This is a genomic window from Sphingobium sp. B12D2B (assembly GCF_025961775.1).
Classification (GTDB): Bacteria; Pseudomonadota; Alphaproteobacteria; order Sphingomonadales; family Sphingomonadaceae; genus Sphingobium.
Window position 1 is genome coordinate 102441 of sequence record NZ_JAOQOH010000002.1, and the last position, 26027, is coordinate 128467.

The window sequence follows — 26027 nt, forward strand, 5'->3', positions numbered from 1 at the left end:
CGCCCCACACCGCATCCGACGCCAATTACTCTTGCTTGTGCTCATTCTGGTCCCAATCGATTGAGAGGATCGAAAATGAACGCCTGCGGATTCCCCCCTCCCCCGCAGGCGCCCTCGCCTTACTGATTGCTGCCGACGTAAAAGGTGGCGCTGTTGGGCAGTTTCACCGGAACCGCGATCGGCCGGAACCGCAGTTGGCGCCGCCATTCGTCGAGCGGTTCGCCGGTGATAACCGTGCCCGTTTCCCGCACCGCAACAGTGTTTTGGGTCACTGCCGAGGCACCGAAAGGCCGCCGAGCGGCGCCGTCCCCCGCCAATTGCTCTGCCTCGGTCGCCTTGCGATCGAACTGCAACGCACTGTGCAGGACCCGGTTCAGCTCTGACCGCCCCGCGTCGAAGGTTCTTGGATCGCTGGGCGTCGGGTTGCCGGGTTCCGGTGCGTTGGGATCCGGGACGACACTGAGCGTGCCAGGTGCGTAGCGGATTGTGTAATTCTGGGCGGTCGCGTTCGCCGCCTCGATCGAGTAGCGCCCGACAGGAGCCGCCCCGACGCCCGCACTGGCGAAGCTAACGCCCGTGACGACATCGACATTGTCGGCCCCTACCAGACCATCGAGACGGTAGGTGAATACGGGATCAGGACCGCCAGCCACGCGATTCTTGTCATCCACCAGCAAGATAAGCGCTGCCGGCTTGATCGAGGCAGTGAAGCTCCTCGACGGAGCGAGTGCATAATTCGCGGCATCCGCGCCAGTCAAACCCGAACCCGCGACCGTGACGACCTTGTCCGTTCCCACATTCTTGTCGGTAAAGCTTGCTGTGCCGGTGGTGAAGCGGACGTCGTCGCCGGCATAAATGCCGGTCAGCGTGCCACCACTCATGGTTGCCTGGACGGTGCCATCATAGACCTTGTCAGCCACCGAAGCACCCGCAAGGGTCAAGATACGGGCGGTGATGGTGGCGCTCAGACCGGTCGGCTGCACCAGCTGATAATTGCCCGCGTCGATGCCGTCGATCGTGTAGCTTGTTGAGACGGCCTTGTCGGTGCCAACATCCTTGTCATCGAGGGTCCCAATGCCGCCCAACGTGACCACATCGGTACCGACCCGTCCCCGCAGCGTCCCGGCGAGGTTCACCACGCGTGTGCCATCATAACTGCGACCGATCGCCGCAGCGTCCTCCACGATCAGGGTCGCAGGGGTGATCTGACCGATTTTGCCGGAGATGCTGCTGGACGCTAGTTTGTAGTTAGCCGCATCAGCGCCTGACAGGCTCGTCCCGTTGACCACGACGTCCTTGTCCGTACCGACATTCTTGTCGGCATAGCGACCCGCGCCGCTCAGCGTCACACGGTCGCCATCCAATGCTCCGGTCAGCGCATAATTGTCCGCGGACAGGACAATGGAGTCGGTCCCGTCATAGACCTTCGCCGCCGAACCGGTCAGCATTGCGCTGATCTCGCGAGGACTGATCGTCACCAGGATATCGGTCGGCTGGACCAGCACATAGTTGGCCGCATCAGCGCCGCCCAGGCTATAGGCGCCCGTAACGCGCTTACCGGTCCCTGCACCCTTATCGGCCATGTTTCCGCCACCGCTGAATGTGACGGTGTCGGCGTCGATGAGCCCGGCAAGGCTTCCATTCTGGAGAACGACGGCGGCTGTCCCATCATAGACGCGGTCGACTGCCCGACTGCCGGTGACCGTCAGCTGTGCCGCCGTGATCCTGCCTTTTGCCACGCTCGAGGTGTCCACGCCGTAATTGCCGGCATCGGTGCCGCCGAGAACGACATTAGCGAGGGTTACCGCCTTATCGTCCCCGACATTCTTGTCGAGGAAGGTCCCTGTGCCGCTCACGAAACGGACATCGTCGCCGTTGAAGATGCCGCTCAATGTGCTCTGGCTGACCGTGGCGCCGAGCCCGCCGTCATAAACCTTGTCGGCGATGATCACCGAGCCGGGCGTCAGCATGTGCCGACTGATGTCGACGCTGACGTTGGTCGGCTGTGTTATCTCATAATTGTTCGCGTCGGCACCGCCCAAGGTGAAGGCGGCAGCGACCTGATAGGTACCGACGTTCTTGTCGGCGATCGTTCCGCTACCGCCCAGAACGACGCTGTCGCCTCCGAACACCCCCTCAAGGCGACCGCCGATGACCACCGAGCGCGTGCTATCATAAGCGCGGTTGGTGGCCACAGCGTCTGCAACGGTTAGCAGCGCCTTGGTGATCACGCCGCCATCGAAGGTGACCAACGGCGAGGCTAGCATATAATTGTCGGCGTCGGTCCCCGTCAGCGAGCCGGAACTCATGACGCGGATGTCCGAGCCAACGTCCTTGCTCGCAAAGCTTGCGCTGTTAGAGCCGCTGAACACCACCATATCGCCACCAAGGACGCCGGTCAGCGTATATTGCGCTGGCGTCAGAACGGCTGTGGTGGTGCCGTCATAGACTTTGCTGATGGGGCCAACCAGCGAGGCACTGATCTGCTTCTGGCGGATCTCAACCGAGAGCGGCGATGCGACAACATCATAATTGTCCTTGTCCGCGCCCGTCAGCGTGACATTGGCCGCGACCGACCGACGGCCGGCGTCCTTCTCGGCCGCTTGACCGGTGACGGACATGAAACCGACGTCGTCATTGCCGATGATATCGGCCAGCTGGCCGTTGCGGATCGCGATCGCGCGTGTCGCATCGTAATCACGATCGACGGCCTCGCCCGTGAAGGTAAGAGTGGCCCTGGCGATATCGACCTCGATGCGGTCGCTTGGCTGTACCAGGACATAGTTGTGGTTGTCTGTGCCGGCCAGTTCATAGTGCGCGGTCACAAGCTTACCCAAGCCGGCATTCTTGTCCGCGATGCTGCCGGTGCCACCCAGAGTCACGGTATCCCCGCCGACGAGATTCTGCAGACCGCCGGTCAGGCCAACCAAAGTGGTGCCGTTATAAGTCCGATCCATCGCATCGGCGTTGACCACGGTGAGCTGTCGGGCGGTGATCACACCGCTGTCGCTCGAGACGGCGGTCGAAGCGAGGCGATAATTGCTGGCGTCGACGCCGCTCAAGGTGCCTGAACTGGTCACCCGGATCGCCGAGCCTACGTCCTTGCCAGCGAAGGTCCCAGTGCCCGAGCCGTTGAAAGCAACGTCGTCGGTGGCCAGAACGCCGTTCAAGGCGTAGCTACCTGCGGCCAAGCTGACCGCCACGTTACCGTCATAGACCTTGCTGATCAGCCCAACGAGCGCCCCGCTGATGTCCTTCTGGCGGATTTCGACCATGAGGTTTGGGGCGACGACATCGTAATTGCCGCGATCGGCACCGCTCAGTTCGACCTGGGCGGCCACGCCTTGGGGCCCGGCGTTTTTCGAAGCCGCCTCGCCGATGACATTGGAAATGCGGACGTCGTCGGTTCCGAGAATATTACCCAGCTGACCGTCGCGAATGGCAACCGTGCGGGTCGCGTCATAGTCGCGATCGACCGCCTGTCCGGTGAAGGTCAGGGTCGCACGGCCGATATCGACAGTCATCGGGGCGGTGGGCTGGACCAGCACATAATTGCCGGAATCAGCGCCGCTCAGGGTGTAGCCGGTTGTGACCAACTTCCCATTGGCAGCGTTCTTGTCGCCAACGCTGCCCACCCGATTGAGATTCACGACGTCGCCGCTGATCAGATCGTCGAGATCCCCCGTCAGTTGCACGAGGGTGGTTCCATTATAGACGCGGTCGACGGCATCGGCGCCCAGCACCGTCAGCTGGCGCGCGGTGATGCTGCCGCTGTCGATCGAGACGGTGGTCGAGGCCAGGCGATAATTACCGGAATCGGCCCCTGCAAGGCTCCCAGTACTCGTGACCCGGATAGCTGTGCCCGCGTTCCTGTCCGCGAAGGTGCCCGTGCCCGACCCCGCAAAGACGACGTCATCGCTACCGAGAACGCCGCTTAGAGCGTAATTGCCCGCGCCCAGCCCTACCGAGAGACCGCCATCATAGACCTTGCTGATCGGCCCCACGAGCGCTCCGCCGATCTCCTTCTGGCGGATTTGGGCCGTCAGTGTCGGGGCGACAACATCGTAATTTCCTCTGTCCACACCCGATAGCTGGACTTGGGCCGCCACATTGTGTGTGCCGGCGCTCCTGCTGTCGGCAAGACCCCTGACTTGAGCGACGCCGACGTCGTCCAGGCCGATGATGTTGCCGAGCTGGCCGTTGCGGATTTCGATGTCGCGGGTCGTGTCGTAATCGCGGTCGACCGCCTGTCCGGCGAAGGTCAGGACTGCGCGACCGATATTGACGGTGATCGGTGCCGAAGGCTGAATGATGACGTAGTTGCGCGCATCAGCTCCGGCCAGACTGTAACCGGTGGTGACCAGCTTGCCCTGGCCCGCGTTCTTGTCGGCGACCGATCCCACCCGGTTGAGCGCCACAATGTCGCCGTCGATCAGATCGACGAGGCGGCCTTCGAGCGCAATAGCGGTTGTGCCGTCGTAGGTCCGGTCGATAGCTTTGGCATCGGCAATCGTCAGTTGCCGGGCTGTGATCTCGCCGACGCCCTCGACACTCGCCGAGGCAAGCAATTTGTAGTTGCTGGCGTCGCCCCCTTCGAGACGTGTGTTGGTGACACGTACGGTGACGGCACCTCCGACATTTTTATCAACATAGGCACCCTCACCAGCCAAGCGGACAACGTCGCTCGCAATGACGCCGCTCAGGACATAGCTCGACGGACTGAGGTTGACGTCGGTGGTGCCGTCATAAACCTTTGTGATCGCACCGGTCAGCGATCCGGTGATCGTCTTCTGGCCGATTGTCGCTGACAGCGCCGGGTCTCTCAGGTCGTAGTTGGCCGCATCCGATCCGTTAAGAACCCCTTGCGTAACGACCGAATAGGTCCCGATATTCTTGGACGAGATGGAGCCGTTGACACTGTCGATGCCGACCGAATCGCCGCTCACGGCTCCAGAGAATCCGCCGTGGGTAACTACGATCGAGGTTGTACCATCATATTCCCGGTCGAGCGCCTGTGGGGAGACCAGCGTCAGCAGTGCCTTGGCGATGTCGACATCGACGTTTTGGGTCGGTTGAACGAGCGTATAGTTGGCGTCATCAGCCCCCGTAATGCGGTAATTGGTGATAACCTGCTTGCCGCTGTCCGCCGCTTTATCCGCCATCGTGCCGCGCTTCGAAAGGAAGCTGACCTCGTCGCCTGCGACGAGGTTCTCGAGGTTGCCTACCAGTTCGACGACATTTGTGCCGTCATAGACCCGGTTGACGGCATCGGCGCCGGCGATCGTTAGATCCCGCTTGCTTATGTTCGCCGTTACGCCTGTCGGCTGTGTCACCGAATAATTGTCGGCATCAGCGCCCGACAGGCTGTAACCAGAGATCGTAACCGCCTTGCCATCCCCGGCCATCTTGGTGAGAAAGACGCCGGTGCCTCCGCCGACCAGCACGGCATCGCCATTTACGATGTTATTGAGCGTGGCGCTATTCAGCGCAGCGGAGAGCGCGCCGTCGTAGACCTTGTTCTGAGCGGTGACGCTGATGGTCAGCGCGCGCTTGGTAATGTCGGCGGTGACACCTGTGGGCTGGGCCACCGTGTAGTTGACGGCATCGGCACCCGAAAGGGTGAAGCCCGAGATCGTGACGGTCTTGCCGGTTTCGGCGGCTTTCGTGAGGAAGGCGCCCGTACCGCCGGTCAGCGAAATATCGTCGCCGCCGATGGTGTTGTTCAACGTCGCGCCGGTGAGCGCGGCGCTAAGCAGGCCATCATAGACCTTGTTCTGGGCCGTCACGCTGACCGTCAGCGCGCGCTTGGTGATGTCGGCCGTTACACCAGTGGGTTGCGTCACAGTGTAGTTGGCGGAGTCCGCGCCCGACAGGATGAAGCCGGCGACCGTGACGGTCTTGCCGTCCTCGGCGGTCTTCGTGAGGAACGTTCCTGTGCCGCCGCCCACTGACACGGTGTCGCCGCTGACGGTGTTGTTCAGCGTCGCGACGTTAAGGCCTGCGGCGAGGGAGCCATCATAGACCTTGTTGTGAGCCGTAACGCTGATCGTTAGCGCGCGCCTCGCAATATCCGCGGTGACGCCGGTGGGCTGGCTCACCGTATAGTTGCCGGCGTCCAAACCCGACAGCGTATAGCCCGATATCGTTACCGTCTTACCATCTTCGGCAGTCTTGGTGAGAAATGCTCCGGTGCCGCCACCGACCGCAACCGTATCGCCGTTGATGACATTCGTGAGGGTGGCGGCGTTCAACGCGGCCGCCAAGGAGCCATCATAGGTCTTGTTTTGCGCAGTTACGGTGATTGTCAGGGCCCGCTTGCTGATATCCGCGGTCACCCCGGTGGGCTGTGCCACCGTGTAATTGGCGGAGTCCGCCCCTGAGAGGGTGAAGCCTGAGATCATGACCGTCTTGCCGTTCTCTGCGGTCTTGGTCAGGAAGGTGCCCGAGCCGCCGGCGGCCGAGACCATGTCTCCGCTGACAAGATTGTTCAGCGTCGCGGCGCCGAGACCGGCCGTGAGCGAGCCATCATAAACCTTGCTCTCAGCCATCACGTTGATCGTCAGCGCACGCTTCGTGATATCTGCGGTGACACCCGTGGGTTGCGTCACCGTATAATTGCCGGAGTCCGTCCCAGCCAGAATGAAGCCCGAAATGGCCACTGTCTTGCCAGCTTCGGCAGTCTTGGTCAGGAAGGTGCCGGTGCCGCCGCCGACCGAGATATCGTCGCCGTTGACGGTATTGTTCAGGCTGGCGGTGGAGAGTGTGGCGCCCAGACCACCATCATATTCCTTGTTTTGAGCCGTGACGGCGATTGTCAGCGCGCGCTTCGTGATGTTCGCGGTCAACCCCGTGGGCTGTGCCAACGTGTAATTGGCGGAGTCCGCCCCTGAGAGGGCGAAGCCTGAAATCATGACCGTCTTGCCGTTCTCTGCGGTCTTGGTCAGGAAGGTGCCCGTGCCGCCGACCGCCGTGACCGTGTCTCCACTGACAAGATTGTTCAGCGTCGCAGCGCCGAGACCTGCCGTGAGCGAGCCATCATAGACTTTGTTCTCGGCCGTCACGCTGATTGTCAGCGCCCGCTTCGTGATATCTGCGGTGACGGCGGTGGGTTGGGTAACTGTATAATTGGCTGAGTCTGCCCCCGATAGGGTGAAGCCCGAAATGGCCACCGTCTTGCCCGTTTCAGCGACCTTGGTGAGGAAAGCCCCGGTGCCGCCGCCGACAGAGACTGCGTCGCCGCTGACGACGTTCGTAAGCGTAGGCGTGTTCAGGGATGCGCCGAGATCACCATCATACACCTTGTTTTGCGCCGTAACGTTGATCGTCAGCGGCCGCTTGGTGATGTTCGCCGTAATGCCGGTGGGCTGCGTCAGCGTGTAATTGGCGGAGTCCGCGCCAGCCAGCGTAAAACCGGAAACTGTAACAGTCTTGCTGTTCTCAGCATTGGCAGTCAGAAAGGCGCCCGTGCCGCCGGCGACCGAGACCGCGTCGCCCCCGACTATATCATTGAGCGTGGCGGTGTTCAGGGATGCGCCAAGAACACCATCATAAACCTTGCTTTCTGCCGTAACGTTGATCGTCAGCGCTCGCTTGGTGATGCTCGCAGTAACGCCGGTTGGCTGAGTCACCGTATAATTGCCAGAATCCGCCCCGGATAGTGTGAACCCGGAAACGACCACCGTTTTGCCGTTTTCCGCGGCCTTGGTGAGGAAGGCGCCAGTGCCCCCACCGACGGATACCGTGTCACCACTGACGACATTATTCAGCGTCGCTGTATCGAGGGCCGCCGCTAGCAGGCCATCGTAGATCTTGTTCTGCGCGGTGACGCCAATTGTCAGCGCCCGCTTCGTGATATCCGCGGTCACACCGGTGGGTTGCGTCACCGTATAGTTCGCAGCATCAGCGCCAGACAGCGCGAAGCCCGAGATCGTAACCGTCTTGCCGTTTTCCGCGGTCTTGGTCAGGAAGTTACCAGAGCCGCCGGCGACCGAGACCATGTCTCCACTGACAAGATTGTTCAGCGTCGCGGCGCCGAGACCTGCCGTGAGCGAGCCATCATAGACTTTGTTCTCGGCCGTCACGCTGATCGTCAGCGCCCGCTTCGTGATATCTGCGGTCACACCGGTGGGTTGCGTCACCGTATAATTGGCTGAGTCTGCCCCTGACAGGGTGAAGCCCGAAATGGCCACTGTCTTGCCGGTTTCGGCGACCTTGGTGAGAAAAGCCCCGGTGCCGCCGCCGACCAAGACCGTATCGCCGCTGACGACGTTGTTCAGGACGGCGGTGTTCAGCACGGCACCTAGGCTGCCATCATAGACCTTGTTCTGGGCCGTCACGCTGACCGTCAGCGCGCGCTTGGTAATGTCGGCCGTTACACCAGTGGGTTGCGTCACCGTGTAGTTGGCGGCGTCCGCACCCGATAGTGTGAACCCGGAAACGACCACCGTTTTGCCGCTTTCGGCCGCCTTGGTGAGGAAGGCGCCAGTGCCCCCACCGACGGATACCGTGTCGCCACTGACGACATTATTCAGCGTCGCTGTATTGAGGCCCGCCGTTAGCAGGCCGTCATAGATCTTGTTCTGCGCTGTGACGCTGATCGTAAGCGGCCGTGCAGTGATCGTGCTGCCGGAATTGCTCGCTGATGATGACGCAAGCGAATAGCCGTAGACGGTCGCGGAGCCCTGCATTGCAGTAACGCCACCGATGGTTGCGCTGACGGTGCGGTTGGCATCACCCCTGTTTTTATTGTCGTAATTTGCGCTGATGCCAGACAGCGTGATCGTGTCGCCGCCCATGGCGCCGGTGAGTGCGAAATTGCTGGTGGTGAGGGCCGCGGTCAGATCGCCGTCATAAACCTTGCTGACGGCCCCCAGGCTCGCGCTGATCTGAGGCGCGAGTTGGTAGAGCACGCCATTGCCCGTACCCTGGACAGTCGGAGGCGCGGTGAGCGAATAGGTCGCCGCATATTGTTTGAAGTTGTAAGTCAGGCCCCCAAGCTTGTCATTTGCGTAATTCTCGGTCCAGACCAGCCAGCGGCCGCTGGACGCCTGCAGGGTGGCAGCGCCGGCGCTGCTGTTATTGGTGAAGCTTGGTGCGGCAATCTCGATCGCGGTGCCCGTGCCGCTAGCCTTCAGTACCGCCGCGCCGTTGAGGGTCACACCGGCGCTCGTTGCCGGGCCGCCATTATAGATGACGATCTTTCCCGCATCCACGCTGCTGAGGGTAATGTACCCCGCAATGCCGACGCCGGCCCCTGTCCGCATTTCGAAACGAGCCGTGCCTGTTCCGACATTGATGGCAGCATTGCTCGCCATGCTGATCCCGGCGGCGCCCGCGTCCCTTTGCGCCGCGTTCACACCGTTTGCCGCGACATCATGGGCGATGATAGTGAGATTACCGTTCTGGGTGGTGATATTGGCGTTGAGGATGACCGAGCGCCCGGCCTGCAGGGTCAGCGCCCCGACGGAGGAAGGATTTCCCGAAACCGTGATGGCGCTGTTGACGGTGATGTCATTGCTCGCCTGCAACGTCACTGTTGTCCCGGCGGCCAGGCGCGCGGCGACGTCGATGGCCGAAAGCGTCATCGTCGAGGATGAAGCGTCAGCGTAGGCGGTACCGAGCGCATTGGCCTGAAAAAGGGCGACGGCGCCGCCAGCGGTCGTCGTATTGCCGAGCTGATCATAGGCAGGGGCTCCTGCGGCAAGGCGATTGCCTGCCGCGTTGAGGGCAACGCTACGCCCGAGCCAACCATTGCTGAGCGTCACATTGCGGTCGTTGGCACCGCTGTACCCTTGTCCGAAGATCGAACTCAGCGTGCCGCCAGAGAAGGATCCATCGGTGAAGTTGAAGAGGTAGATTGCGCCATTGTCGGTCGCGCCATTCGAGACGCCGTCATCCAGCATCGAACCCACGGCGAGAACATTGCCGGCAGCGTTGAGCGCCACCGAGGCTCCAAACCAGTCGCCGGCTCCCAGCCGCGCCGAAAGATCAATATTCTTGCCGCCGGTGAAGCCTTTGCCGATCATCCCGCTCAGAGAACCGGCGGAGAAATTGGTATCGGCAAAGCTGTAAAGGAACACCGCGCCGGTGCCCGAGGAAATGCCATTTTCGGTTGCACCGACCGCGATCCGATCGCCTGCGCCATTGAGAGCGACGCTCGTCCCGAAATCAGTCCCGGTCTGGATTCCGGTGACATCGACACTGCCGGTGCCCGAATAGCCGCGTCCCATCTGGCCGCGCACAGCGCCGCCGGTAAAGCTCGTATCACTGAAGGATACGAGATAAACCGCGCCAGAGTTGGCAACCGAGTTGCCGGCGCCTGCATCGCCAGGCGCCCCGATTGCAAGCCTGTTGCCCGTCGAGTTCAGTGAAACGGCAGCGCCAATGTTGTCGAAGGTATCAGCGGTCAGGGCGATATTCTTGCCGCCTGTATAGGCATGGCCAATTCGCCCTTGAAGGGCGGCACCACTATAAGCGGCATCGGTGAAGGAATAGAGATAGACAGCTCCAGAGTCCTGTTTGGCATTGCCTGCGCCGTCATCATAGCGCGCGCCGACGGCGAGCCGATTGCCGGTCGCATTGAGCGAAACTGCGGATCCAAAATAGTCACCGCCCTCAAGCTGGCTGACGTCGACATTCTTGCCGCCCGTATAACCATAGCCCATCACGCCTAAAAGAGTTGCGCCACTGAAGTCACTTGCGGTCACCGAGAAGAGATAGACGGCGCCACTGCTGATCATGTTGGAGTTGCCGGCCAGGCCATCATCCTGGGGAGCGCCCACGACCAGCAGGCTGCCGGCTGCATTCAATGCTACGCTATAGCCCGAATCGCTAACCGGTTGCGATGTCCGCACCGCCGAGGTCGTCGCCCGCAACAGGCTGGAATAGGTCCAAGTCGAGGCCACGACATCGCTGCCGATCGTGATATTCTTGGGGTCGAGCAGGAGGTGGCCACCGGGTCCGGTCTCGACATGATCGATATCGAGCTTGCGCAACTCGCCCGCCGATGAGATTTCGACCGAGCCGGGCAGCGCCCCGCGCGCATCGATCGCGCCCAGTGAGGTCGTCTGCTTGTCCGACCACAGCACCGCGGTGCCGCCTTCGCCGAGCTTCGAGCTGACGTCGATCACCGTCCCGTCGCCGACGAACAGCGTGCCGGCATGAGCGAGCTCGCCAAGATCATTGCCCCAGCGGCCAAGGAAGGTCCGGTAATAAGGCTGCGCCTGGTCGGGGGTCTTGCCGCCCTGGAAGGCGCCGCCGATACGGATCAGGCCGCCCTGCGCCTGACCACCGGCCGACAAGGTGGCACCCAGCAGCGAGACTGTGTCCTCGCCCGTCAGGTCGATCCGGCCGCCACGGCCGTAGCTGCCTCGCGCCAGATAGCTGCCCGAGGAGGTATAGTCGGTGGCGGCGACAGCCTTGATCTTGCCGCCATGCGTAAGGCCGGACACATTGGTGAAACCACTGTCGGTTTCGATCACCCTGGTCGCCATATAGGTGACGTTGCCACCGGTGCCCAGCGTTCCGACCGCTTGTACCGCGTCGGCCAGTGACAGCAGATTCTCGGATGTCACGGCGACGTTGCCGCCAGTCTTGCCCGAGGCGGTGACGAGACCACCCAGCGCCACCGAGCCGCCCGAGATGGCAATCTGGCCACCCTGCCCCTGCGCGCTGTCGGCAGAGACCAGGCCGGTCGAGGCGATATGGCCCGAGCCGGTCAGCGAGATCGTGCCCCCCTTCGCCTTGATCCCCTCGGCCCGGATGATGCCGGTCGAGTTAACCGAGGCGTTGACAACCTCGCGTGCCGCCGACGCCGTCAACAGCACCCGACCGCCATTGGCCTGCACCGTGCCGCTATTGTCGACCAGCGCCCCGCTGCCATCGCCCAGGGTCTGCTGGATCGCACCATCGGGCGCGAACTTGATCATCCCGTCGCCGTAGAGGTCCACCACAAAGCCGGTGCCGGCCCCCAGCGCCACCCGACCCATGTCCGCCACGATCACGCCGCTGTTGCGCACGCTCGGCGCCACCAGCGCCGCAAGACCTGCGTCCCGCACCGTGATCCGGCCTTCGTTGACGATTCCCGCCCCAGGCACACGCGCGCCGTTCGAGAAGCTCAGCGCGCCTGTCGCCATGAACCCCTCGGCATCGATATCGGCCGTGGTCGCCACCAGACCCGCAACATCCACAACAGCGCTCTTGCCGAACGCGATCCCGTTGCGGTTGATCAGCACCAGCTGGCCATTGGCGCTCAGATTGCCAAGGATCTGCGAAGCATCAGCGCCGGTCACCCGGTTGACCGCGATCGCATCCTTACCAGGCTGGACGAAGCGCACGTTCTCGCCCGTCCCCACCGAGAAGCTCTGCCAGTCCAGGATCGCCCGGCCGCTCGACTGGTTGATCGTGACCGAACCCGTCCCTTGCCCCGCGATGACCGCATCACCCGCCACCACGACGCCACCCGCAGGATTAGCCTGTACCGGTACCGCCAGCGACAACGCCGCCATCAGCGCCAAACCGCTCGCCCCACACCGCATCCGACGCCTGCTATCGCTGCCGGTCTTGATCATCATCTGGTCCACTGCACCATAAGGTTCGCGAAAAGGGTGGCCTGCGGGAAGGGGCCCCGCAGGCCGATCAGTTATAGTTGGCTGCCGACGTAGTAGATCGCAGTCGTCGGCATCTTGATCGCCGGCGTGATGTGCCGGAACCGCAGCCTGCGGCGCCACTCGTCGAGCGGTTCACCGGTGATGGGCGCACCACCATCGGCCGAGGTCCGGAGAGCAAGCGTGGGCTCCATTGCCGCGATGTCGCGGTAGGGATTGCCGCCAAAACCATTGCCGATGCGATCGCTGCCAAGACCCGGTTGGCCGGATGCAAGACCGCCGCCGCCTAGCGAAGAGCCGCCGCCAAAGCCGCCGCCATTGATGCCACCACCGGTGAAGCCATTGCCCGGATTCGGGGTGGTGTGGACCACCTTGTCAATCTCGGTCCGGCCAGGAACAGTGGTCCGCGGATCATCAGGGCCGCCCGCCCACCCCGGCGTGCCCGGACCGGCAGGATTAGGGTTGCTGGGATCCGCGGTGACAAAAAGCGTGCCCGGCGTGTAGCTGATCGTATAATTTTGCGCCGAGCCGTTGGACGCGTTGATCGTATACTGTCCAATTGGTGCCGACCCTGCCCCCGCGCTGGCGAAGGTCACGCCGGTGACAACATCGGCACTGTCACCCTCAACGAGGCCCTGCAGCCGATAGCTGAAAACCGGATCCGCGCCACCGACGAGGCGGGTCTTGTCATCCACGAACAGGGCCAGCGCGGCAGGCGTGATCCGGCCGATATTGCCTGAAACGCTGCTCGAAGAGGACAGGACGTAGTTGCCAGCATCGGCGCCGCTCAGGCGGGTTTCGCTGACAACCACCGATTTGTTGTCGCCGACATTCTTGTCGGCGTAGCTGCCCGACCCGGAGAGTGTGACAGCGTCCCCCGCCAGAACGCCGGCCAGCTGATAGTTCGATGGCGACAGAACGATGGCGGTCGTGCCGTCATAGACCTTGGTCACCTGCCCAGTGAGCAAGCCGCTAATGGTCTTCTTGCCAATAGTGACCGTCAGGCTGGGGTTGATCACCTCATAATTGGCCATGTCGGCCCCGCTAAGGCTGACCGAGGTCGCCACCTCTTGAACGCCCGCATTCTTGCTAGTGGCATTGCCGGCGATCGACCCGATGGCAACATCTTCCCCCGACACGACACCATTCAATGTGCCCAGGTTCCCGAACGTCACGGCTGTTGAACCGTCATAGGTCTTGTCGTTGACCGCAGTCCCAGTAAGGATGAGCTTGGCCGCACTGATCGTCACCGAAATCGGATCAGTGGGCTGCTCGATGTCATAGTTGATCATGTCAGCGCCACCGAGCGTGTAGGTGCCGCCGCTCACCGCCCAGGTGCCGACATTCTTGCTGGCGGCCGTACCGGTGCCGGTGAGGGTCACGGTTTCGCCCGCCACAACGCCGTCAAGCGCGCCGCTGAGATTGACCGTCGTCAAGCCGTTGTAATCGCGCCCGATGCCGGCGCTGTCAGTCACATGCAGCAGGGCCTTGGTGATCTCGCCGCTATTGCTCGTCACCGTCATCGACGATAGCTCGTAATTGTCGGCGTCAGCTCCGCTCAGGCCAGTGACAGCGCTGCTGACGAGGATATTGCTGCCAGCATCCTTGCCCGCATAGGCGCCGGTTCCAGAACCCACGAGCGAGACTGCATCGCTGCCGATCACGCCGTCGAGCGCATAGTTGGCAACGCCGAGTGTAACGCCAGTCGTGCCGTCATAGGTCTTGGTGACGTTGACAAGCTTCCCGTCGAGCGAGGCCTTGTTGATGAGCACCGTCAGGTTCGGATCGATCACCTCATAGTTGGCGCTATCCGCGCCCGCGAGCAGTACCGTCGTCGTGACATTCTGCGTGCCGGCGTTCTTCACAGCGGTGCCGCTGATCGTCCCGATCGAGACATCCTCACCGGCCACCACGCCGGTCAGCGTGCCGCTGTTGGCATAGGTGACCGTCGTCGTGGCGTCATAGGTCTTCGCGTTGACCGCGGTACCCGCCAGGGTGAGCTTTGCCGCGCTGATCGTCACCGAAATCGGATCAGCGGGCTGGATAAGGTCATAATTGCCTATGTCGGCGCCGGACAATGTGAAGCCGGTGGTAACCGCATAGGTACCGACATTCTTGGAACCGATCGTTCCCGTCGTTGACTGGAAGCCGACATCCTCACCGGTCACCACCCGGTCAAGCGTTCCGGTCAGGGCAACAACGGTGGTGCCATCATAATCACGGTCGAGGGCCGTAGCGCCGAGGACCGTGATCTGCCGCTTGGTGATGGCCCCCTGACCTTCGACGGCGGCCGAGGCGAGAAGCTTGTAATTTCCGGCATCGCCACCCTCCAGGCGGGTGTTGTTGACCTCCACCCGGATGTTGCTGCCGACATTCTTGTCGTCATAGGCTCCATCACCCGCGAGGGTGACATTGTCGCCTGCCTCAACGCCCGTCAGCACATAATTGGAAGGAGCGAGATTGATGTCCCGAGTGCCGTCATACTCCTTCGTGATGACCCCAGTCAGCGAGCCGGTGATCGTCTTCTGGTCGATCGTCACCATGAGCAGAGGGCTCGGCGTCGCGACCAGATAGTTACCGGCATCGGCTCCGGTGAGGGCGCCGAGAACCATGGTAACTTCGTAAGTGCCGACATTCCTGGACGCGATCGTACCGTTAACTGAGGCGATGCCGATATCGTCGCTGCCGATCGTACCGGAGAAGCCGCTATGGGTGACCTCCACGATGTTCGTGCCGTCATAGGCACGATCGGTCGCTTGCGGAGTCACGAGGGTGAGCAGCGCCTTTGCAATATCGACCTGGACGCCGGTCGGCTGCACCAGAGTATAATTGTCCTTGTCCGCCCCGGTGATCGAGAAAGCGGTGGTGACAGCCTTGCCGGTGCCCGCATTCTTGTCGGCCATTGTCCCCAGCTTCGACAGGAAGGCGACGTCATCTCCCGCGACGATATTGTCGAGAATGCCGTCAAGTTGCACGGTGGCGGTGCCATCATAGGTCCGGTCGACCGCCGCCGCGTCAATGACGGTCAGCTGCCGCGAGGTGATGTCCGCAGTAACAACCGGAAACGCGTTAAACTCGTAATTCAGCGCGTCTGTGCCGGTCAGGCTGAAGCCCGAGAAGGTTACGCCCTTGTTGGTCTGGACATTCTTGTTGCCGAAATGGCCCTGGCCGACGACCAGAGACACCGCATCCCCCGCAAACACCCCCGTCAGAGGATCGACGTGGATCGTCGCCGAGTCATTGCCGTCATAGACCTTGTCATCAGCAGTGATGCTGAGATTCAAGCCCCGGGGGCTGATCGACCCGACATTTCGCGACACCGAAGAGTTGGCGATGTCGTAGTTGAGAGCATCGGCCCCCGCCAAGGTGTAGTTCGACGCCGTGACCAGCTTGCCGGTACCCGCATTCTTGTCGCTGTAGTAGGCATTGCCCCCGGTGACGCTGACGACGTCGCCGGAGAGCTCGTTGGTATCCCAGTTTGCGGCCCCGATGTTCGCAACGTCATTGGCGTCATATGTCTTGCCGACGATGTCCTTGAGATCGACGGTCAGCGAGCGCTTGGTGATGTCGGCCGTCACCCCTGTGGGCTGAACCACTGTGTAGTTGGTTGCATCCGCGCCGGACAGGGTAAAACCGGAAATCACCACCACCTTGCCGTTTTCAGCCGTCTTGGTGGTGAAGGCGCCCGTTCCGCCGCCAACGAGAACAGTATCCCCGCTAATGACATTGTTCAGCGTCGCGCCGTTGAGCGCCGCGGTCAGTTGGCCATCATAGATCTTGTTCTGGGCGGTAACATTGATTGTCAGCGCTCGTTGGTTGATGGTGGCGGTCACCCCTGTGGGTTGGGTCACGGTGTAATTGGCTGAGTCAACACCCGAGAGCATGTAACCCGAGACCAAGACCGCCTTACCCGCCTCAGCCGTCTTGGTCAGGAAGACACCGGTCCCGCCGCCAACTGAAATATCGTCGCCCGAGATCGCGTTGTTCAAGGTAGCGGCGTTTAGCGTCGCGCCGAGTTGGCCATCATAATCCTTGTCCTGAGCCGAAACGCTGATCGTCAGCGCGCGTTGGGAAATGTCTGCGGTGAGGCCGGTGGGCTGCGTCACCGTGTAGTTGGCTGCATCGGCGCCCGACAGGGAATAACCCGATACCGTCACGGCCTTGCCGGTTTCAGCCGTTTTTGTGGCGAATGCGCCAGTGCCGCCTCCAACGGTCACGGTGTCGCCGCTGACGACATTACTCAACGTGGCCGCGTTGAGCGTCGCACCAAGGCCGCCGTCATAGATCTTGTTCTGCGCCGTGACATTCACCGTGAGCGCACGCTGGCTGATGGTGGCGGTCACGCCGGTAGGCTGCGTCACCGTATAGTTGGCGGCGTCTGCGCCAGACAGCGTGAAGCCTGATACCGTGACAGACTTGCCCCCCCCGGCCGTCTTTGTCAGGAAAGCCCCGGTGCCGCCGGTGGCGGTCACGGTGTCGCCGCTGACGACATTACTCAACGTGGCCGCGTTGAGCGTCGCACCAAGGCCGCCGTCATAGATCTTGTTCTGCGCCGTGACATTCACCGTGAGCGCACGCTGGCTGATGGTGGCGGTCACGCCGGTAGGCTGCGTCACCGTATAGTTGGCAGCGTCTGCGCCAGACAGCGTGAAGCCTGATACCGTGACAGACTTGCCCCCCCCGGCCGTCTTTGTCAGGAAAGCCCCGGTGCCGCCGGTGGCGGACACCACGTCGCCAACCACGACGTTGTTCAGTGTCGCTGTGTTAAGCGCCGCCACAAGGCCGCCGTCATAGATCTTGTTCTGCGCCGTGACATTGATCGTCAGCGCCTTGGGAGTAATCGTGCTCGTGGAATTGCTAACCGACGTCGGGTTTGGCAGAACATAGCCGTAGACCGGCTTTGCACCCTCCACAGCGGTGGCCGTCAGAGTATTAGCGGTGACCGTCTTGTTCCCCGAGCCGGCGCCCTTGCCTGTAAAGGCCGCATTTTGAGCCGAAACCGTTAGCGTGTCACCCGCGATGACCCCTGTGACCAGGAAGTCGCTAGACGTGACCGTAGCGGTTGTGCCGCCATCATATTGCTTGGTGATATTCTTCAATGAAATATTGAGGGTAGGGGACAGCTTGTAGAGCACACCATTGCCTGTTCCCTGGACGGGCGAACTGCCATAGGTCGCATTATACTGCTTGAACGCGTAGTTCAGCCCATTGAGGGTGTCGTTCGCTGGGTTGGAGGTCCAGATCAGCCAGCGCCCGCCATTGGGCGTAGCGAGTGCTCCGTTCCCCAGGCCGCTCTGATTGGCGAACAAATCGCCGGCGATTTGAAGGGCCGCCCCGCCGCCACTCGTTCCGGTCAAAACGCTGTTGTTGAGCAGCGTAATGCCCGTGCCTGTCCCGCCCGAATTATAGACGGTGATGTTCGATGCGGTGATCGAGGCCAGATTGATATAGCCTTGCGAGCCCTTGCCCGCTCCCGTTCGCATCTCGAAGGACACGTTGCCGCCCCCCGCGTTGATCGCAGTGCCCGCCGCCATAGTTATGCCGGCTGTTCCGGTATCGCGCTGCGCGGACTGCACGCCGTTTGCCGCCGTGTCGTGCGCATAGACGTTCACGTTCCCGCCCTGGGTCGTGATGTTGGCGTTGATCAGAACCGAGCGGCCGGCTTGTAGGGTCAGCGCGCCCACGCTCGACGGATTGCCGGTGACGGTGATCGCGCTGTTGACCGTGATGTCATTGTTGGCCTGGAGGATGACGCTCGTCCCCGTCGCCAAGCGCGACGCGATATCATAGGCGGATAGCGTCACCGACCCGGAAGGATCATCTCCATAGGCAGTACCTGCAGCCGCGTTCGCCTGGAAGAGAATGGCCGCACCACCGACATATTGCGAATTGCCGTTGGGGTCCGTTTGCGGCGCGCCCACCGCCAGGCGATCCCCTGCGGCATTGAGCGCTACGCCACGGCCGAACTGGCCGCCCGCCACGACCTGATTATAGTCGTAGGTGCCCGTGTAACCCTGACCAAAGGTCGAATTGTGGACACCGCCAGTGAACGATCCATCGGCAAAATTGAACAGGTAGACCGCGCCATTATCGACGGAGCCATTGGCGATGCCATCGTCCCCTGGGGCTCCTACCGCGAGCATATTGCCGGCCGCATTCAGCGACAGCGACGCGCCAAACAGATCGCCGGCGCCAAGACGCGCCGACATGTCGATATTTTTGCCACCGGTTGCGCCGGAGCCGATCACTGCAGTGAAATTAGGCGTGTTATAGCTCGTATCACTGAACGTGAAGAGATAGACAGCACCCGCACCGGCAGTTGCGCCTATCGCGAGCCGGTCGCCCGCCCCGTTCAATGCAGCCCCGGTTCCCAGCGCACTACCGTTTGAAAGCGCGCTCAGATTGTAGTCGTTTGCACCGCCATAGCCGCGGCCAACGGTGCCCCGCCAAGTCCCGCCATTGAAACTGCCGTCGCTGAAGGAGAGCAGGTACACCGCACCGTTGTTGCTGGCGCTGTTGCCCGAACCATCGTCGCCAGGTGCCCCAACCACCAGGCCGGTGCCGGCAGAATTGAGCGAGACGGAGGCGCCAAAATTGTCGCCAACGCCGAGGTTGTTGATGTTGACGTCGCCCGTCGCATTATACCCGCCGCCCACACGGGCCGTGACATAGCCGCTCGCAAAGGCGTTGTCGGAGAAATTGAACAGATAGACGGCACCGGTTCCTGCACCCACGACGTTGCTCAGTCCCGCGTCGCCTGTGGCACCCACCGCCATGCGGTTGCCGGACGCGTTCAGCGCAACAGACGCGCCGAACCGATCGCTTGCATCGAGGAAGCTGACGTCGACATTCTTGCCGCCAGCATAGCCCGAGCCCGCGATCCCATAGAGAACAGCGCTGGAGAAGCTCGCACTGGACGTAGCGAAGAGATAAACTGCGCCGCTTGCCGTCTTCGATCCACTAGCGCCGGAGTCGCCAGGTGCACCGATCGCGATTAGCGTGCCGGCGCCATTCAACGCCAGCGAGGCGCCAAATTCTGACGTGCGAAGCGATGTGTCGCGCGCGACGTTGACGTTGTTTCCGCCTGTGTACAAACGACCCATCGTACCAATGAGCGAACGACTGGTCAGATCAGAGTTGAATCCGATAAGATATACGGCGCCCGATGATAATGCGTCATTTGCAAAGCCGTCATCCCCCCGAGAACCAACGGCCAGGCGCGTACCATCTGCATTGAAAGCTAACGAAGCACCGATTTCATCACCAGTGTCATTCGATATATACACAACGTTTGGGGCAAGAGGAGAACTATACCTCCCAACATAGAATTTAGGCCCGGCATAGCTTCCCATATTATTCCACAAACTAAATACTTGCACTTGCCCTGTGTTCGTAAAGCCGGCAGGCGCCGCTCCCGTCCCTCCTATTGCGAACTTAGTCCCGTCTGCGCTCAAAGCGACAGACTCACCCATGTGATCTACTGGCTGGAAACTTACGTATTCGGAACCGCCATAATATGCAGCGCCGATTATTTTTCTTATTTCAGTAGATGTAAAGTCCTTCGAGGTAAAACTTAGAAGATACGCTCCGCCAGCTTCATCACGATCCTTACCTGCGCCTCTATCATTCGGCGAACCGATCGCTAGCTTAGTTCCGTCGGGAGTCATCGAGACCGCCGACCCGAAGAGATTGGAAGTCTCCAAATTGCTGACATGCAGCCCAGCGGGCGCGCCCGAACCTGCCCCATAATCGCGCCCTGCCATCCACATCACCGTAGGATTGGCAAATTCCGTGCCGTTAAAGCCGAAGCCATAAACGGCTCCGCCATCGACAAAATTGTTGTTAAACCCATCATCATAGGGAGCCCCGACAACCAAACGATCGCCGGTTCCGTTAAGCGAAACACCACGACCAAAATTGTCGCCAGTACCCAGATTCGCTGGGCTAAACTGATTAACACCAGTATAACCTTTGCCAATAAGTTGGGCCAAATAGCCGTTATTGAAGTTGTTATCCTGGAAGGCAAACAGATAGACAGCTCCGGCGTCACTGTAGGCGTTACCAAACCCCTCATCACGTGCCGCGCCGACCGCCAATCGGTCGCCGGAGGAATTGAAAGCAACAGCCGACCCGAACAGATCGTTTGCTTCTAAATTGTTGAGAACAATGTTTTTGCCACCCGTGATATTTTTACTGATGGCAGCTTCAAATTTTGCTCCATTGAAGTTGGTGTCGGTAAAGCTGAAAAGATAGACCGCACCTCCTGTCGCGTTAAAACCCGTACCTTGCCCTTCGACTCCGGGAAGCCCCACCGCCAGTCGGTCACCCGCTCCGTTCAAGGCTACGGCGTATCCAAAATGGTCAAACTGGGCGAGCGGCACCGACGACAGGATCGGGCCGGAAATACCTCGTAGAAGGGCTGAATAGGCCCAGGTCGAAGCCTGGGCGACACTGCCGATCGTGATATTCTTGGGGTCGAGCAGGAGGTAACCACCGGGTCCGGTCTCGACATGATCGATATCGAGCTTGCGCAGCTCGCCCGCCGATGAGATTTCGACCGAGCCGGGCAGCGCCCCGCGCGCATCGATCGCGCCCAGTGAGGTCGTCTGCTTGTCCGACCACAGCACCGCGGTGCCGCCTTCGCCGAGCTTCGAGCTGACGTCGATCACCGTCCCGTCGCCGACGAACAGCGTGCCGGCATGAGCGAGCTCGCCAAGATCATTGCCCCAGCGGCCAAGGAAGGTCCGGTAATAAGGCTGCGCCTGGTCGGGGGTCTTGCCGCCCTGGAAGGCGCCGCCGATACGGATCAGGCCGCCCTGCGCCTGACCACCGGCCGACAAGGTGGCACCCAGCAGCGAGACTGTGTCCTCGCCCGTCAGGTCGATCCGGCCGCCACGGCCGTAGCTGCCTCGCGCCAGATAGCTGCCCGAGGAGGTATAGTCGGTGGCGGCGACAGCCTTGATCTTGCCGCCATGCGTAAGGCCGGACACATTGGTGAAACCACTGTCGGTTTCGATCACCCTGGTCGCCATATAGGTGACGTTGCCACCGGTGCCCAGCGTTCCGACCGCTTGTACCGCGTCGGCCAGTGACAGCAGATTCTCGGATGTCACGGCGACGTTGCCGCCAGTCTTGCCCGAGGCGGTGACGAGACCACCCAGCGCCACCGAGCCGCCCGAGATGGCAATCTGGCCACCCTGCCCCTGCGCGCTGTCGGCAGAGACCAGGCCGGTCGAGGCGATATGGCCCGAGCCGGTCAGCGAGATCGTGCCCCCCTTCGCCTTGATCCCCTCGGCCCGGATGATGCCGGTCGAGTTAACCGAGGCGTTGACAACCTCGCGTGCCGCCGACGCCGTCAACAGCACCCGACCGCCATTGGCCTGCACCGTGCCGCTATTGTCGACCAGCGCCCCGCTGCCATCGCCCAGGGTCTGCTGGATCGCACCATCGGGCGCGAACTTGATCATCCCGTCGCCGTAGAGGTCGACCACGAAGCCGGTGCCGGCCCCCAGCGCCACCCGACCCATGTCCGCCACGATCACGCCGCTGTTGCGCACGCTCGGCGCCACCAGCGCCGCAAGACCTGCGTCCCGCACCGTGATCCGGCCTTCGTTGACGATTCCCGCCCCAGGCACACGCGCGCCGTTCGAGAAGCTCAGCGCGCCTGTCGCCATGAACCCCTCGGCATCGATATCGGCCGTGGTCGCCACCAGACCCGCAACATCCACAACAGCGCTCTTGCCGAACGCGATCCCGTTGCGGTTGATCAGCACCAGCTGGCCATTGGCGCTCAGATTGCCAAGGATCTGCGAAGCATCAGCGCCGGTCACCCGGTTGACCGCGATCGCATCCTTACCAGGCTGGACGAAGCGCACGTTCTCACCCGTCCCCACCGAGAAGCTCTGCCAGTCCAGGATCGCCCGGCCGCTCGACTGGTTGATCGTGACCGAACCCGTCCCTTGCCCCGCGATGACCGCATCGCCCGCCACCACGACGCCACCCGCAGGATTAGCCTTCACAGGCAACGCAAGCGACAATGCCGCCATCAGCGCCAAACCGCTCGCCCCGTGCCGCATCGTCGAGCAGCGAGCGTGGCTCTTCTGAGCGGCAGAGGCCAGGGATTCAAACATCTTTACACCTTTCGCCGCGCTTCTTTCGCGGGAGAAAACGGAAGGGCCTTCTCGCTCAATCCGTCGAATGATTGGGTGGCGGCGTGGCAGCCCGTCCGAACCGCCACGCCCAACACTCATTGTGCTGCGATCGTCTTCGGGTTCGCCTTGGCCCACTGGGTGTTGCGCTGGACAACCGACCCGATCGCGTTGCCAAAGCCGTTAAACGACATCGGCAGGACCAGCGGCTTGCCTTCCTCGCTCACAACCGCGACGACCGCTGACTTCGCGGCACGGAAGCGCTCGATCTCAGCGCCAGTCAGCAGCCGCTCGACGTAACAACCTTCGGCGTCGCATCGCGTGAAGGCGTAACCATTGAGATTTTCCTTATCGTCGATCCGGACGATAGGGCCCTCGTTGAGGCGAACGCCGAGCGGCACACGGATCTGGATGGCATAGCGGTCAACGGCGCCGCCGTAGGCAAGCGACACACGCATGATCTGCTCCTGGGTATCCTTGCGCGCTGCGCCCTGCAGCATCTCGCAAGGTGGAACACCCTCGCGATTGACACATTGAACAACCCAGTCCCCTTGTGTCGTACGATCGACGCCAGCTGGCGCATTGGCAGCAACCGCTGATGGGGTTGCAGCCGAAGCCGCAGCACCAGCGACGAAAGCCGAAGCCAGGAGAAAAGAGATTGGGAACAGTTTCGACATGGGTTTTGGTCCTTGGAAATGGGATCAGAGCGACAGCGACAGCGACAGGTTCACGCGCCATTTATTGTCTGATGGATCGGCTCTGTGGATCGCGTGCGCGGCATCGACCGAGGCGAGCACATTGGGGCCAATCTGGAACCGCGCGCCCCCACCGGCGGATGCTGCCGAGCGACGCCGCAGTTCTCCGGGGAGCAACGGCCCCTTTTGCCAGCCCCTGCCGCCATCAACGAAACTGAAGAGCTCGGCGCCAATAGCGCGGCCAAACCAGGGCCCCAACCCATGACGGTAACGCAGTTCAGCTGATCCCATCACGCAATGGTCTGCAGTCAGCGCACCATTATCGAAACCCCGCCCGAAGCGAGTGCCACCAAAGGCGCATTCCGAAACGCTGAGCAGCGCGTGATTGACCGCGACTTGGCCCGACCCGCTGACAAACAAGCCGAGTTCCCCGCCGCCAAAATTTGTGAGGGGTTGGTAGCGCTGCGCATAGCCGTTGAGCGTGACGAAGTCCGCTTGACCGGTTGCGCGTGTCTTGAGGATTGAACCATCCTTGGTCGCGCCCAGCACCGGCAAACCTGCGACGGCGCCGATCTGAACCATGGTCACCGCTCGGGAGGCGTCAGCCTTGTCCCAGGTGAGATCTGCGGTAACCTGGCGAATATGATCCTGCGTAAAATCATATCCCAGGACCGTCGCATCCGAATTGATGAGATGTCCGCCAAGCGCCAGAGTCCAATTCTCCGAGCGCGAGCGCTGTATGGGGATGGTCAGGCCGATATCTGCGTTCAGGCTCTCGCCACGATAGTCGATGGCTTCCAGAATGGGCCCGCGAGGGCGGGTCCAGGATTTGCTTGCACCGCCCGTTAGTCGCCAACCGTCGCTCCCGATCCAACGGGTCACCTCGCCCGATACATAGCGATAGCTTTGGCTGTCGGGACTGGCGTAGCCTCGCATGCGCACCTGCAGGCGCCCGGCATTGAAGGCCAGCCCGCCGCCAACGAGGTCCCGCCCAAGCGATTGCGAAAGGTTGTTGGAATAGCTCGCTTGAGCCTCAACCGGGCGAGACTTGACGCCAATGGTCAAAGTCGATCCACCCACGACGTCGGGCGAGGGCGACATTTCCGCGGTGGCATCGACACCCGGCAAATCATTGATCAAGAGAAGATAGCGCTCGAGTTCGACCGCTTTGAGCGGGCGGGACTTCAGGATCTTGGACGCGAAATCGCGAATGGTCGCCACTTGGCTTCGCATGAACGAGTTGTCGCCAAGTTCCGCGCCGTCGGGTCCTTTGATCTGAATGTCGGAGACGAAGCCCTCGACAACCTGCACCCGCAATGCCCCATCGACAATGTCCTGCTCAGGAACGATCGCGAACGCGAGCAGATATCCCTTGTTGGAATAATAGCGGGTCACTGAGTTCGCGAAGACGAACAGATCTTGCACGGTCACCGTCTCGCCGGCCTTATAGGGCCAGAGGGCAATCAGGTCGTTGAGCGGAAGCGACTCTACACCTTCGAGTTGAAGCGAGCGAAAGACAAAGCTCGTCCGCTCCGCATCTTCGACAGGGGTCTGCTCACGAACCAGCGGCACGCGGGCACGTGGCTGCGCCTGGGGCGTGGGTGCCTGTTCAAGCCCCTGCTGCGGCCGCGTCGGTTCAACAGCCGGAGGAATGGCACCAGGCGTCAGTTGAGCTGCAGCATTGCTCGTGAGCAATGTCGTAGCGAGGATGCAACCGAGCACCTTCATATTATGCGCGCTCATGCCGCAGTCTCCGCGATTTCGTTAAGCTTTGAGTTTTTCTTGTTCGTCGGCCGTTCAGCACGCGCGGCATGGCGCTCAAGGAGCGATTGCCAGTTGATCTGCGACGCAAGAATATAGGCGACCAGATCGAGCCATTCCCGGCGGAACCAGTCGAGAAGGGTTGCATCATCGAGCTGGCGATAAGCAGTCTGGTCCGGGATCCGGAAACCGTTCACACGATGCTGGCGCCCATCGTTGAACTCGATCTGCGCCTGCTGCTGCACGAGCAGGCCCTTCTCAGTCAAAGCATCGGAAAAGGCGCGGTTGTTCTCATGATCGCGGTGGAAGACTTCACAAAAGCGCAGCGCTGTCTCAACCAGTAGACTGATCTTGTCATCCCCCTCGAAAAGGGCAACCGAGGTTGGCGGATCCACCCACCGACACAGTCGATCTCGCTCGACCGCGAGCATCAACGTGTCTGAGTCCGCCGCTTTCGAGAAGAGAAAGGGATAACGTCGAATATAGGCGGGAACATAAACCCCTTCCGCCCACGCATCCCCTTCCTCGACGAACAGATTGGTGCCCTCGTCGATCCCAGTGACGGCAAGCGGAACCGGAGCTTGCGCATCCGAAAAGACGATCGGATAATGCCGGGCAACCGCGCGAAACTCAGACAATGCGATCGGGATCGCAATGATGTTGCGGGCAAATGCAAATCCTTCCTGAGGAAGAAAGCCAGCTTGGCGATGCTCCTCAGAATTGATCACCACCGGATCATTATAAAGAACGGGCAGCACTGGGGTCTTGGAAACAGAATCGCTCATCATCAATCCATGACGTTGAAAGGAAAGAGTTGT

General features: G+C 61.5%; 5 protein-coding genes. All 5 read right to left on the reverse strand.

What is annotated here, in order from left to right; all coding sequences use genetic code 11:
• Positions 1 to 119 precede the first annotated feature (119 nt).
• The 5 genes from M2335_RS16375 to M2335_RS16395 all read right to left on the reverse strand — a co-directional run bounded on the left by M2335_RS16375 (position 120) and on the right by M2335_RS16395 (position 25994).
• Complete coding sequence (locus M2335_RS16375) at positions 120 to 12572, reverse strand: YDG domain-containing protein (RefSeq protein ID WP_264595519.1); 12453 nt, start codon at positions 12570 to 12572, stop codon at positions 120 to 122.
• Positions 12573 to 12640: 68 nt separating this feature from the next.
• Positions 12641 to 22735: a YDG domain-containing protein gene (locus M2335_RS16380; RefSeq protein WP_264595520.1), complete on the reverse strand. Its 10095-nt coding sequence runs from the start codon at positions 22733 to 22735 to the stop codon at positions 12641 to 12643.
• 116 nt (positions 22736 to 22851) lie between these two features.
• Complete coding sequence (locus tag M2335_RS16385) at positions 22852 to 23430, reverse strand: invasion associated locus B family protein (protein WP_264595521.1); 579 nt, start codon at positions 23428 to 23430, stop codon at positions 22852 to 22854.
• Between the two features lie 24 nt (positions 23431 to 23454).
• A complete protein-coding gene (locus tag M2335_RS16390; protein WP_264595522.1) occupies positions 23455 to 25191 on the reverse strand; it encodes a ShlB/FhaC/HecB family hemolysin secretion/activation protein in 1737 nt (578 codons plus the stop codon).
• Positions 25188 to 25994: a SapC family protein gene (locus M2335_RS16395; RefSeq protein ID WP_264595523.1), complete on the reverse strand. Its 807-nt coding sequence runs from the start codon at positions 25992 to 25994 to the stop codon at positions 25188 to 25190. The genes M2335_RS16390 and M2335_RS16395 overlap by 4 nt, the downstream gene beginning before the upstream one ends.
• Between the last annotated feature and the right edge of the window lie 33 nt (positions 25995 to 26027).

Bases quoted from the DNA above. Each gene is read 5' to 3' on its own strand.
- M2335_RS16375 (WP_264595519.1), bottom strand. From the start codon at position 12,572: ATGATGATCAAGACCGGCAGCGATAGCAGGCGTCGGATGCGGTGTGGG.
- M2335_RS16380 (WP_264595520.1), bottom strand. From the start codon at position 22,735: ATGTTTGAATCCCTGGCCTCTGCCGCTCAGAAGAGCCACGCTCGCTGC.
- M2335_RS16385 (WP_264595521.1), bottom strand. From the start codon at position 23,430: ATGTCGAAACTGTTCCCAATCTCTTTTCTCCTGGCTTCGGCTTTCGTC.
- M2335_RS16390 (WP_264595522.1), bottom strand. From the start codon at position 25,191: ATGAGCGCGCATAATATGAAGGTGCTCGGTTGCATCCTCGCTACGACA.
- M2335_RS16395 (WP_264595523.1), bottom strand. From the start codon at position 25,994: ATGAGCGATTCTGTTTCCAAGACCCCAGTGCTGCCCGTTCTTTATAAT.